This is a genomic window from Novosphingobium sp. CCH12-A3 (genome assembly GCF_001556015.1).
Classification (GTDB): domain Bacteria; phylum Pseudomonadota; class Alphaproteobacteria; order Sphingomonadales; family Sphingomonadaceae; genus Novosphingobium; species Novosphingobium subterraneum.
In genome coordinates this window covers 79,840-92,722 of the sequence record NZ_LSIA01000166.1, presented here as the reverse complement: position 1 = coordinate 92,722, position 12,883 = coordinate 79,840, and the positions used below count along the sequence as shown (strand labels likewise).

Annotated in this window: 11 protein-coding genes; 2 read left to right on the top strand and 9 right to left on the bottom strand. The window is 61.6% G+C overall.

Going from position 1 to position 12,883, the window contains the following annotated elements:
* The first annotated feature begins 58 nt into the window (after window positions 1–58).
* The gene (locus AX703_RS13310; protein ID WP_062344701.1) at window positions 59–463 is read left to right on the top strand and encodes a VOC family protein; all 405 of its coding nucleotides are present in this window, start codon (window positions 59–61) and stop codon (window positions 461–463) included.
* Window positions 464–608: 145 nt separating this feature from the next.
* Here the strand turns inward: AX703_RS13310 and AX703_RS13305 are convergent, their stop codons facing one another.
* The 9 genes from AX703_RS13305 to AX703_RS13265 form a co-directional block, all read right to left on the bottom strand.
* Window positions 609–1,697, bottom strand: coding sequence for a VOC family protein (locus AX703_RS13305; protein ID WP_062344699.1), 1,089 nt, complete (start codon window positions 1,695–1,697; stop codon window positions 609–611).
* Window positions 1,698–1,797: 100 nt separating this feature from the next.
* On the bottom strand, window positions 1,798–2,916 hold the full coding sequence (locus AX703_RS13300) for an FAD-dependent monooxygenase (RefSeq protein ID WP_062344723.1): 1,119 nt from the start codon (window positions 2,914–2,916) through the stop codon (window positions 1,798–1,800).
* A 13-nt stretch (window positions 2,917–2,929) separates the two neighbouring features.
* Window positions 2,930–3,952 (bottom strand): VOC family protein, encoded by a 1,023-nt coding sequence (locus AX703_RS13295; protein ID WP_062344697.1) that lies wholly within the window; start codon window positions 3,950–3,952, stop codon window positions 2,930–2,932.
* A gap of 117 nt (window positions 3,953–4,069) precedes the next feature.
* Complete coding sequence (locus tag AX703_RS13290) at window positions 4,070–4,306, bottom strand: hypothetical protein (protein ID WP_039336705.1); 237 nt, start codon at window positions 4,304–4,306, stop codon at window positions 4,070–4,072.
* Window positions 4,306–5,892, bottom strand: a complete 1,587-nt coding sequence (locus tag AX703_RS13285) for an NAD(P)/FAD-dependent oxidoreductase (protein ID WP_062344695.1) — start codon at window positions 5,890–5,892, stop codon at window positions 4,306–4,308. Before AX703_RS13285 ends, AX703_RS13290 begins: the two co-directional genes overlap by 1 nt.
* 1 nt (window position 5,893) lies before the next feature.
* A complete protein-coding gene (locus tag AX703_RS13280) occupies window positions 5,894–6,703 on the bottom strand; it encodes an SDR family NAD(P)-dependent oxidoreductase (protein ID WP_062344693.1) in 810 nt (269 codons plus the stop codon).
* Window positions 6,704–7,180: 477 nt separating this feature from the next.
* Window positions 7,181–8,188: a LysR family transcriptional regulator gene (locus tag AX703_RS13275; RefSeq protein WP_231735531.1), complete on the bottom strand. Its 1,008-nt coding sequence runs from the start codon at window positions 8,186–8,188 to the stop codon at window positions 7,181–7,183.
* Window positions 8,189–8,202: 14 nt separating this feature from the next.
* Window positions 8,203–9,120: an NAD-dependent epimerase/dehydratase family protein gene (locus AX703_RS13270; protein WP_062344691.1), complete on the bottom strand. Its 918-nt coding sequence runs from the start codon at window positions 9,118–9,120 to the stop codon at window positions 8,203–8,205.
* A gap of 10 nt (window positions 9,121–9,130) precedes the next feature.
* Window positions 9,131–11,581 carry a TonB-dependent receptor gene (locus tag AX703_RS13265; RefSeq protein WP_062344689.1) on the bottom strand — a complete coding sequence of 817 codons (2,451 nt, stop codon included), beginning with the start codon at window positions 11,579–11,581 and terminating at the stop codon, window positions 9,131–9,133.
* Between the two features lie 145 nt (window positions 11,582–11,726).
* On the opposite strand from AX703_RS13265, the gene AX703_RS13260 reads away from it, so the two are divergent.
* Entirely contained in the window at window positions 11,727–12,866 is a 1,140-nt protein-coding gene (locus tag AX703_RS13260; protein WP_062344687.1) for an FAD-dependent monooxygenase, read from the top strand.
* Window positions 12,867–12,883 lie beyond the last annotated feature (17 nt).

Genomic DNA, 12,883 nt, shown 5'->3' with positions numbered 1-12,883 from the left:
TGCGCGACTACATCGCAGACTGGTGCGCCCAAACATTCAACGAAATGGTGTAGACCTCATGGCTGACTTTACTTTCCATCACGGCGGCGTGTCGGTCCCCTCGCTCGAACAGGCGATCGAATGGTATGGCACGATCCTCGGCTTCACCGTGGAACACCGCTTCTACATCGAGGCCGCGAGAAGCCACACGGCCATGCTGCGCAAGGGGCCTCTCCGGTTCGAAATCTTCGAGGTCGAGGGGGCAGCCCCCCTTCCGGACGAACGCCGCTACCCACCGCGCGACGTTCAGACTCACGGCAACAAGCATGTCGCCTTCCAGGTCGCCGATCTGGATTCCTTTCTCGCGGAAATGAAACAGAAAGGTGCGGACATCGCGATGGTCGTGCGCGAAAGCTTCGGCAAGGGATGCTTTATACGTGACTGTGCGGGCAATCTGATCGAATTCGTGGAGGGCGCGGTCTGACTCCGCGACGAACGAGGCCCTGAATCCATTGACCCAAGGTCAGATTGGGGATCCTCTGCCCACAGCTGAAGTCTGGGCCTGCTCCGATCCCATGCAATGAGACGAATAGGGGCGCCTCTCTGTCGGGGCGCCCCTTTCTGCAATCTCAGATGGCGTGCTCGTCCTCTTCGGTCAGATTTGCCAGATCGCCCTCGATCGGACGTTTCCCGGGCTTGGAGCGACGATAGGGATCGAAGCTTTTACGGTCGAGGTCGAAGGTCATGTCCCAAGGGATGTCGTCGCCCCGGAAGATCTTGGGAGCGTTGTGCGACCAGAGCAGCGAGCCGAACTTGAAGTCCCACGCACGTGGCACCCACCCATCGTCGACATAATCCGTGTCGGCATGATATTCGGCCTCGCCGGCATGTCCCGGAATCTCGCAATAATAGTAGATTGCACTCGAGATACGGTGCCGGGAGATACCGCCACTCGTGTTCATGGTGGTATTTTTCCAGCCCTTGTTGTCCATGATGTTGGCGCCGAGCATGACCTCGTCGATGTCATCGCAGCCGAATGCGATATGCATGAACTTGAAGTGATCCGGAGCGATGGGAAGATCGCAGTTCACCCAGAAGATCGAATGATGCTCGAACGTACCCCCCGCCCGGGCGAAGATACCGGTCCCCTTCGAATGATCGACATAGCGGAAGCCGAGGTGCCGTTCGTAGAACTCGAAGCTGCCGACATAGTCGGTGCTGAAAAAGACGACGTGGTTGATCGTCTTTGGCCGTGCCCGCTTCCGCCAGATGCGGTGCTGGTTGAAGCGCGGCCAGCTTGACGGCGTGTTGACCGGACTGGCTTCCGAAACCACCGGCTTCTTCTGCCAGACACGCAGGGCAATGGGCTGACCATCCGGGCAAACGCAATGCACGGTTCCATCCGCGTCCCGGGCGACCGGCACTTCGCTGGCCAGGCTCGCGGCGAGCAACTCGAGATTTTCGGTCGTGTCTACCCCCCAGACAGTCTCCTTGATCCCGTCGCCGACATAGGGATCAGGTGAAGGCAGCCTGGCGTCCCCATGCGGCAGAAGCACGATGCGACTACCGGATGGCAGGAGAAAGGACGCCTCCTCTTCGCTGGCGTGTTCGATCTGCAGGCCGAAATCGACCCAGAAGCGGGTATGCTCAGCGATGTCGGTCACGCCGAAAACGACACGTTCGATACCGATGACGGCTGTAGAATCCTTGGGTGGCATGATTACTCCGGAAGTCCCCTTAGCCGGACTGTCATGCCTAATAACCGCAAGGTCCGGAAACCAAAGTTTCCGGACCCGTGATATCGATACCGCAAATGGATCAGACGGGTTCGGCAAGTTTCTTCCGAATCTGATCGGTCAGCTGCATCGGATCGCCGGACCTTTCCGGATGCATTTCCCACTCGCCAAGCCGGATTGAACTCAGGCCAACCAGCTTTGCGCGTTCGAACCGCCGATCCATGAACGCCGCCAGAGCGCTGTCTACTTCGCGCTCCGCGACTTCCTCGGCCAGCACAACCGCATCCTCGACGGCCATGGCTGCGCCTTGGCCCAAGTGTGGTGTGGCGGAATGCGCAGCATCGCCAATGAGAACAATCCGCCCTCGATACCAGGGAGCCGGCATGATGCAGGCTTCCAACGGGCGATAGACCACGAGCGAAGGGTCGGTGACATGCCGCGCCGCCTCAGCCAGGATGCCGCCGTATTCCTCTAGGCGCCGACGCATCTCGGCCGCGAGTGTTTCGGCAGGGAACCGGGGATTGCCAGGTTCTTCGAAGACCGCAAAGATGTACATCTCTTCAGGCGTCAGAGGGCAATACCCGGCCTTGCCCTTGTCCTTGCCGATGTAGATGTCTGCCCACTCCAGCCCTTCCGGTCGGGGCACGTTGTAGCGCCATACGCCCTGCCCCGTGTATTGGGGCTTCGCTTCGGGCCAGAGCGCCTTGCGGACGGCGGAGTAGTTGCCATCCGCACCGATCACCAGATCATACCTGCCGCAGGTTCCGTCGGTGAACTTGACATCGACACCGTCGCCATCGTCATCGAGACTATCGAACGACACGCCAAGCCGGACCGGAATGCCAAGCGCACGGACCTTCTCGGTCAGCACCTTGTGCAGGGCCGGACGGGTAAGGCCGAGGTCCGAGGGCAGGCCGTCGACTGCCGTGTCACCGGGCAATTCCTTCAGGACGTTCCCGTCGATGTCGAGGAATCGCGCGCCGCGGTAGGCGTAGCCCGCCGCGACTGCGCGATCGCCCAGTCCCAGCATGTTGAGCGCGCGGACGAAATTGGCCTGCACGATGATGCCAACGTGATAGACCTTCCAGTCTTTGTCGCGCTCGACGACTTCAACTTCTATGCCGCGCTGGTGCAGGCCGATTGCTGCCGCGAGGCCGCCCACGCCGCCGCCGATGATGAGAACTCGGTTTGCCTTTGACATCGTATCGCCTTCCTTATTCGGCTGCTTCGGCCAGCGGGGCCGGGTCTGCGGGGTGGTAATGGAGCTGATCCGGCCGGGCATAGGTCACGTCCCAGTCCGGTTCGCTCTTCATGAAATCGGGGAGGTTCGTCATGTAGATCGCCGTGCCGAAGGCGCCGTCCCAGATGCGCGGCTTCCAGCTGTCATCGACGCAATCACAATCGGCGCCATACTCGGCCTCGCCACCGGCGGGACAGGGAACGTAGAAGAATGCCGCTGATGTCAGGCGATGGCGGCCGAAGCCCCAGTTCCAGTCGCCATAGGTATAGCCACGCCGATCCAGGTAGTTCTTGGCCACCATGAGTTCGTCGATGTCCTCGACTTCCCAGTTGGCGTGATGGAACTTCAGCGTGCCATTGAAGCCCGGCATCGGTGCGTGGGCATCGGCGAGGAAGATGTTGTGGTGCTCGTACGCGCCATCGGCCCGCATATAGACCCCGAACCCCTTCTGCATGTCGGTGATGCGGAAGCCGAGCATGTCGCGGTAGAAGTCGACAGCTTCCTGCACGTCGGGAAAGGTCCAGACGCAATGGTGCGTGCGCTTGGGCACAGCGCGATCGATCCATTTGCGCGGCTGGTTGAGGCGGGCAATGCGGCCCACCGTGTTCTGCGGCGTTGGCGCGCCGAACACCTGTCGCGGCTGCCAGACCTGCAGACCGATCGCCTGGCCGAAAGCGGTGACGAAGTGCACCACTCCTTCGTCATCGGTCTCGATCGGCACGTTGCGCTCAAGACGCGCGACGAGACGTGCTAGAGCCTGCTCGCTGTCAAGCGCCCAGACGCACTCGTGCACGCCTCGCGCGGTCTGCGCCGTGCCCTTGGGCAAACGCTCGTGCCCGCGGGCGAGGAAGAGCGATTGAGAACCGTCCGCTGCTTCGAACAGTGCCGAAGCGCCATCCTGCTCGACCAGCGTCAGTCCGAAGTCAGTGAAGAAACGAACGCAGGCGGCGACATCGTCCACCAACCATGTCAGCCGCCTGATTCCAATAATCGCCATCGCTGGTCTCCCGAAACTACGGGAAGAGTCATGACGGCGCGCAGACCTTGGATTGTTGATCTATCGCAATTCGACGGGATGCATTGTTTCGCTGCGATCCAATCCAGAAAACCGATATCAGTTCTTGCGAAACAGGAATGTCAGCAGAAACAGCACGGTGCGCAGATCGAGCAGCTTCAGCGCCGCGCGCGCCTCGGCAGGCGTAAGCTTCGCCACCATCGGCATGGCCCCGAAGATCTTGCCGCGAATGACCAGAGTGTTGCCATCCGGCTCGATCTTGCGGATCGCCATCAGTTCCTTGTCGTTGGCATCGAGAATCGTCGCCACCGGCACCTTCTTGCGTGCGCTGCTCATTACACCGGCCCCCCGCATACTTTGTCGTAGTCAATCCCCATGTCGTCCATCATCTGGATCGCGGTGGCGCGCCCTGCGCCAAACACGCCGCCACCCGGGTGCATGAACGGACCGACCAGATACAGCCCCTCGATCCCCGGCACGCGCAGGTTGCCGAGGTCAGGCGTGGGGCGGTGCCCTGCCGACTGGTAGAAGAACGGCGCGCAGCCATGGATGTCGCCGCGCACGAAGCTGGCCGGGCTGTCGCGTTCATGGTCCACCGGCGATCGCACGAGGCGGCCGGTGATGTTGTCGTCGGTGAGGTTCGAATAGAACTTGCGGTACTGGGCCAGCGCCTTTTCCGCCACTTCCATCTTGCGCTCCTCCCACGATGCGGGGCCGCCGGGGTATAGGTCATAGGGCGCGAAGTTCACGCCATAGAACACGCCCGCCCCTTCCGGCGCGCGGCTGGGATCGAAGATGGTGTTGTCGCCGCCCGCGATCAGTCGCTCGCTCACTTCGCCGCGCCGCAGCTTGTCATACTCCAGGCACATGTCGCGCACGGTGTAGAAGTCCATCAGCTCGGTCATCATCGCGTTGCAATCGTTGCCGACCTTCAGCTTCAGGCGCTCCTTCAACGTCATGTGGGTGAGGTTGATGGAGAACGTGGACTGCGTCACGCGCTCGGCGCGGGCCAGCACCGGCTCGGGCGTTTCGGCCACGAACTTGCGCAGCACGTGCGGGTGGATCGCGCCGATCACGCCGTCGCGAGCCCTGAAGGTTTCGCCGTCGACCAGCTCCAGCCCCGTCGCCTTGCCGCCCGAAACGATCACGCGCTTCACTTCGGCATTGCAGCGCACTTCGCCGCCGAAATGCTCGATGGCGCGGACCAGCGCATGGGAAAGCTGGCCCGATCCGCCCTTCGGCATGGAACAGCCATAGGTGTGGACGATGCCCGGCATCACGAACGCCCCCATGCCGGTGCCCAGTTCATCGGGCATCTGCAGGTTCTCGGTGACCATGCGCACGATGTGCAGCTTCAGCAGCTCGCTGTCGAAATAGGCGTCCACGATGTCGAGCGCGGTGCGCTGCATCAGGTCGAGCAGGAAGCGCCCTTCGTCCGACTGATCCATCATCGCCACGAACGCGCCCATCGGAAACGGCGGACTGTACAGACCGCTGACCAGCATCGGCAGCGCCGTCTGGCTCATCTCCACGAACCGGCGATAGGCTTCGGCATCCTTGGGGCTGCAGACGCGGGCCAGTTCCTCGCAGGTCTTGTCCAGGTCCTTGTAGCTGCGGATGACGGTGCCGTCGTCCCAGATGGAGACGTGGATCAGGTCGGGGTAGATGTACTCCAGTCCGAATTTGGAAAGCAGGCCAAGCTCGTCCTCGCGCAGCATGGGATTGCCCTGGATCATGATGTGCACGTTGGAGTGCTCGTCGTGCCAGAAGCCGGGGTGCAGCAATTCGCGCGTGGAAACGCCGCCGCCATAGTGGGGCTTCCGCTCAAGCACGAGCACCTTCTTGCCCGCCTTGGCCATGTAGGCCGCGGCGACAAGGCCATTGTGGCCGGCGCCCATCACGACAATGTCGTACTGGCTCATCTCAATGTTCTCCCGAAAAGAAGCTGCGGAAGCCGGCAAGGCCGGGCACGTGGCTGGCGCCGCCGCCGTCGCAGACAAGCACCTGGCCGGTCACGTTGCGGGCCGCGTCGCTGGCAAGGAAAGCCGCCGCCTCGGCGATGTCTTCCGGATCGCCCAGCTGTTCGCGCAGGGTTTCATCCTCCACCACCTTGCGCAGCGCGGGCGGAAAGGCTTCGCGCAGCGCCGGCGTCATGGTCATGCCCGGCGCCACCGCGTTGCAGCGCACGCCCAGCTTGCCGTGGCTGGCGGCAATGGCCCGCGTCATCTGGATGATGGCGGCCTTGCTGCTGGAATAGGCGGCCTGGATCAGGTGGCCCTGCAGCGCAAGGTTGCTGACCGTGTTGACGATGTTGCCGCGCACCTCGCGCAAGTGGGGCAGGGCGGCCCGGCACGCGATCATCGTGCCGCGCACGTTGACGGCATAGGTCCGGTCCCACAGCGCGGTGGCCATGTGTTCCACGTCGCCATCCTGCTGCGCAATATCGGGGCCCAGCAGCGCCGCGTTGTTGTGCAGCACGTCCAGCCGGCCGAAATGCTGCACCGTGGTGGCGATCATCGCCTCGGTCGATGCTTCGCTTTTCAGGTCCAGGTGGATGGCAATGGCGCCGGGCAGTTCGGCAGCCAGTCCCTCGGCCCAGTCGATCATGATATCGGCCACGGCCACCTTGCCGCCCCGCGCGCTAATCAGTCGTGCGGTGGCTGCGCCAATACCCCCGGCACCGCCGGTGATGATGGCCACCTTGCCGTCAAAGCGGGTTGCGTCTGCGCTCATGCAAGTTGCTTCCTTTCAGTTCCAAGTCTGGCGTCCAGCTTGATGGGCCATGACCGCACCGTAGCCCGGCAGGCGCATGGCGTGCCGCTGCGCCCGAAGATCGTTACCAACCGCTGATCGAGATCTGCGCCGCCGGCAGTCTGCGTAGGTCTTAAGACAGCTTCCAGCTGCTCTGTCGCTGCGACCTGCTCTCCCATGCAGTTGGCCCGATGCTCCGCGAAGGGTCGGCGATTGTCATTGCTCTTGGAAAGTTGGCTTAAACAGTTCGCGCGAGAGCGGAAGAAGGCACTTTTTTGTGCCTTGGGGAATGCCAGTGAAAGGCGCACGCGCGTCTTCCGAGAAGATCAGATCGCATGCAAAATCGTCCGCCAGCGCAGCACGACCGTGATTTTCAAGAGATCAGGTGCCGTGTCGGACGGGAGGTACCAAACCGTTTCAGCAGTATGAGGGGGCGTGACCACATCTGCGCCGAAGGGGTCAACGCTGGGGATGGTTCATCCGGTACTCGACCTCGATCTGGTTGCGGTCGATCAAGCCACCTGAAAGGGCCAGAACATTGGCATCCGGTTTCGGAGTATCCTTGCTCGCCGCAAACATCAGCCGTTCGACCACCCAGCGCAGTGCACGGTCATTGTTGTTCGCGATGTTCCACTGCACCGCTTCCCGGATCGGGGGGATGTCGAATGGAATTTCGCGCATGACAAGCGGCATCGATCGCACCACGATCTCTGCCATGCGTCGATGCATGGTTGCAATGCGCTTCGTGCCCAGGATCAGACCGGGCAGCGACAGGAAGGAGGGAGCCACGACTTCGACCCGGCGCTGCTGCTTTTGCCGCCTGACAAACCAGTCCTCGAAGGCTGGCACGCGCGCCTTGCCGAAACGCGGACTGACGTGTCCCAGTGCGAAGTACAATTCCTTGGTCATCGGGCCGGCCAAAGCCGGATTATTCTGATCGCCAACCACGACGTAGTCATCCTCAAACAGCAGCTGGCTCGGGTGGTCGGCGGAGATGGCGTAGTCGATGGTCAGAAGCAGATCGATATTGCCGCGCTCGATCGCTTCGATCGGGGTGTCGTTCATCGGCTGAATTTCGAACCGCATGCCGGGCGCGTCCCGCTCCATTTCAGCCAGAACCCCAGCCAACAGGACTTCGGTTGAGTAATCGGAAGCCATAAGCCGGATCGTGCGATCCGCAGTTGCCGGATCGAATGGCGGCGCGACGGCAACCGTGGTGCGGATCTGCTCGAGCACCGCGCGTACGGGCTCGATGAGCTCTTCAGCCCTAGCGGTCAGGATCATGGTTCTTCCCTTGACCACGAGCAACTCGTCGCCAAAGTACTCGCGCAAGCGACCAAGCGCGCTAGACGTGGCAGATTGCGAAAGGCACAACCTGTCGGATGCAAGGCTTACGCTCCGCTCTGTCAGGAGCGCGTCGAGAGCCACCAGCAGATTTAGATCGAGACGCCCGAACCGCATTGCCATCTCCCGTGCTCCCGTCAGATCGCAGCGAGAGCGTTGGAGACCAGTCTAGCAAGATCTCCGTCATGCGCAAAACCTGCCCGCATGGCTGCCGGAGTCTGGAGAGGCGGCTGCGCAGCAAAGGCAGCTTCAAGTGCCTCGTCATTGCCATAACTCACCAGCGCTTCAGACACGCCGCATTGTCGCGCGATCTCCGCCGCGAGGTCGCCCATGGAGACGCGCAGTGCCGGAAGGGTCACGGCCCGCGTGGTGGGCAAGCTGGATGTATTCAACCCGACTGCATGGCGGAAGTTCTCGGCGCACTGCCGGACGGACTGTGCCCAGATCGTTCCCCCGGCGGAAACCGGGCAGAAGAACTGCTCGCCAGCCTTCAGCGCGTGGAACAGATCGGACATGAACGCCGACTTCATGCCGGACGGTCCCTTCGGCCGGGCGAGAATACCTGGCAGTCTGACAGTCACCCCGTCAATCAGGCCGCGGTTGGAGAACATGGCCACGGCATGCTCCATCATCGCCTTGTGCCCGCCATAGATCATTTTCGGGCTCAGCGGCGTCGCGTCATCCACGACAGGTGGCAGAGGATCGCCGAACACGGCAATGGAACTGGCATAGACCACCTTCACACCATTGTTTGCAGCCGAAGCCTCGAGCAATAGATCATACATGGCATCGACATTGATGCGTCGTGACGCTGCCGGGTCCGCCTCGGCGGCTCCACCCGGAACGGTGGCAAGGTGGACAAGGGCATCACACCCCGATCCTATCGCGCGTCTCCGGACCTCCGCCTCTCCGAGATCGCCGGCAATTGCCTTGGCACCTTCAGGGATGGCATCGGCAGAAAAGTCCATACCCGTCACCTGGTGGCCGGCATGGAGAAGCAGGCGGACAAGCTCGCGTCCAACGAAGCCACCAGCGCCGGTCACCAGGATATTCATCTTCAAGTCCTCAGAAGTTGGCCGAGAAGCGCAGCCCATAAGTACGCGGTGCGCTGTAATGCGCGACGGCAACGCCCATCGGCGAGGACTGCGGCGTAAGATTGCGACGCTCGTTCTCGATGTTCTGGACATATGCCGTCAGGCCCCAAGCGCCCTCGGGCGCACGCAGGCTGACAGAGGCACCAGTCGTCCAGTAGGCAGGGACGCGCTCGAAATCGAGAAACTCGAAGGCTGCCCACTGGCTGTCGCGCCACGCGGTATCGACATTGGCAACCAGTTCGAGATCATTGCCAAGCGGCACAACCTGTTCGGCCGAAAGGTTCACCGTCCACTTCGGGCTGAACAGGAGTTGCTTGCCAGAGCAGTCGTAGCTGATGATCGGCGAACCGTTGCTTGTCGTTCCGGCCGAACCCGAAACCGGGCAATTGAAATTGTCGAACGGTATGGCCGAGGTCAGGGTCAGTTCCTCGTACTTGCTGTCAAGATACTGCACTTTGGCACCAAGCGTCGTGCCGCTCGCAGGCTTCACGATCACGTCCACATCGAAGCCCTTGATGGTCGATCGACCCGCATTCTCGTTCGAACTGATCAGGGTGCCGTTTGAATCCACTGTGAAATACGTGATCTGCTGATCGCGGTACTTCCACATGAAGCCTTCAAGGTTCACCTGCAGCTTGTTGTTCAGGAAACGGTTCTTCGAGCCGATGGTGTATGCGGTGATGAACTCGGGCTTGTACTTTTCCTTCAAAGGGGAATCGACCATCTGGATGCCGCCTGCGCGATAGCCGGATTCCACCGTGGCATAGACAAGGCTGGTTGGCGTCACATCGAATTCGGCAGAGGCCTTCCACGTCACTCTCGAGAAGGTGTCGCTGTCGTTGATGTTGTTGTACGTCTTCAGGATGATCCCGTTGGCACCGTTCACCATGGGATAGATGATCTGGCCGGACTTTGTCGTATTGCTCGGCGGGCTGATCGCGACATTGGTGTTGATGAAGCCGTTGCTGCCCAGCCAGCCAATGGCATCGTCGGCGTTGAAGAAGTTGGGCAGGTGGGGCATCTGGCCGATGCAGAACGGCGGCGCGCTGTCGTTGCAAACGGCAATGATGTTGTTGATCAGGCCGTTCACCGTCTTCTTGTCATGCGTATAGCGCGCGCCGCCGACAAGGCGAACGCGGTCCGAAACATGAGCAGTCAGTTGGCCGAACGCGGCAAGGCTCTCGGTCTTTGCCGTGTAGGTCTGGATCGGGAGCACGAACTCCTGATTGTAGATGTTGTTGGCGTCGATCGTCTCGTTGAAATAGAAACCGCCGACGACGTAGTCGAACATCCCTGCCTTGCCCGCCAGGCGCGCTTCGAGGCTGCTCTGCTTGGTATCTTCGCGCACGTTGCCGGTATTGAAAGCCGGCCCATAGAATTCCGAACGCTCGCGGGTCTTGCGATAGGCCGGGATCACGGTGAGCTTGCCAATGCCGGTCTGCAGGTTGAATTCTGCGTTTACGCCCCAGTAAGTGATATCCTGGCTGGGATCGCTCTGCATCGGGCGGCGGAAATCCAGGCCGGGCCCGCCCAGTTGCGTCGAAATCCATGCGCGCGAGGCTTCGCTGTTGAAGCCCTCCGACTGCGCGAGGCCCGACGAGACGAAGGTATAGCCGCTCCCTGTAGGAACGAAGGCACCAAGATAATTGCCGCCCACGCCCTTGCCGCCGACGTGGCTGTAGTCCGCACCGAGACGCACCGACAGGTCCGTCGAAGGCTCATAGAGGAACTGCGCACGCAGCGAACCGCGCTTGGCGTCGTCCGTGCCGTCCTTGTTGTAGCCATCGTGGGTCATGTAGGCGCCGGCAATGCGCAACGCGGTGTTCTCGCCGGTGGCGATGTTCGCGCGGGCATCCACGTCGATCTGGTCGTAATTTCCGTAGGCGAGGTTGAAGCCCATGGAGTTTACGCCCAGTTCCGGGCGCGCCGGCAGCACGTTGATGGCGCCACCGGTGGCATTGCGCCCATACAGGATGCCTTGAGGGCCCTTGAGCACTTCAACGCGCTGCAGATCGTAGAATGCCGCGCCGAAGACGCCGCCGCTGCGGCCGAGCACGACACCGTCATAGCTGGGCGTAACGGCCGGGTCGTTGTAGCTGCTCGTCGTGATGTTACCCACGCCGCGGATGAATACCGAGGCGACACCAGCGCCAGGCGCGGGAATGCTGAGCGAGGGCACCGCACGGGTCAGATCTGCAGCGTTTCCGATGCCGCGCTGCAGCAGATCGTCGCCCTTCACCGCGTCGATTGGAATGGCAGCTTTCTGGATGCTTTCGGTCCGGCGCTGCGCGGTCACGACGATCTCGCCGATGCCGCTGTCGTCCAATACCTCGGCGGATTGCGGCGCAGCGTCCTGCGCGATGGCTGGCGTCGCGATCGCGAACGTCGAGATTGCAGTCGAGACTAGAAGCAGATTGCGCATTGTTCCCTCCCCAGGGCTGTTGTCGCGTGAATTTCTGCCGGGTCGATAGCCCGCATCCGCGCCAATATCCCACCGATTGTATCAATGGCTTTCCATCCATCGTTCGGATTTGAACACATCGCCGCGTTCGCTAGGTCATGGCACCATGACTGGGAAAGCTATCAGCAGCATCGCCACGGCGCTCGTCGTCGGCGGGGGAATTGGCGGTATGGCGTGCGCGATCAGCCTCGCCGAAAGGGGGGTGGCGGTCGAGTTGATCGACCTTGATCCGGATTGGCGCGTATATGGCGCCGGGATCACCATCACGGGCCCCACTCTCAGGGCCTATCGCGAACTGGGCTTGCTCGAGGAGATCAAACAGTTCGGCGCGGTAACGAACAGGACCCGCTTGTTCAAATACGATGGCAGCCACATGCTGGACTTGGATGAGCCTGCTCTGGAAGAGGGGATTCCGGCGAACGGCGGCATCATGCGCCCCGTGCTGCACCGGCTCATGCAGAGCAAGGTCAGGGCGCTGAACATTCCGGTACGGCTCGGGATCACCGTTTCAGCGCTTGATGACAACGGAACCGGCGTAGACGTTCGCTTCTCGGACGATTCAACAGGCAGGTTCGATCTGGTTGTCGGTGCTGACAGTGTTTTCTCGGGGGTAAGGGACCTGGCTTTTCCGCACATGAAGCCCGCTGAACCGACCGGCCAGGGGTGCTGGCGAATCTCTATCCGCAAGCCTCCCGAACTTGATTCCGCGGAGTTCCTTCTCGGCCATGCCCATCCTTGCGGTATAACCGTGTGCGCACCGGACATGATCTACATGTGGATGCTGACCCCGCACGTTGAGCGCGAGAGCTTCATGTCGGATGAGGAAATGTTCGAGACGCTCAAGGAGCTTCTGGCCGATTTCGGGGGCAGCGCCGGATGGATACGCGACAACATGTCCAAGGACGACTGGATCAACTATCGGCCGCTTTCGGCAGCCCTGCAGCCACGCGACTGGTTCAACGGACGGGTGGTCCTGCTTGGCGATGCCGTACACGCCACGACGCCGCACCTTGCATCCGGGGCTGGCATGGCGGTGGAAAGCGCGATCGTCCTTGCGCAGGAGCTGGCCAGCACTGATGACGTCCCGGCTGCACTTCTGGCCTACCAGGAGCGCCGTTTCGACCGCTGCCGCGACGTGATCGAGACAAGCGTTGCGGTGGGAGCGCTGCAGTTGCAGAACGGGGACCCGAGCATTCACGCAACGATGCTGGGAGACGCCCTGCACCGCCTGAGCAATCCATTCTAGGATTACCTGGCACGCAA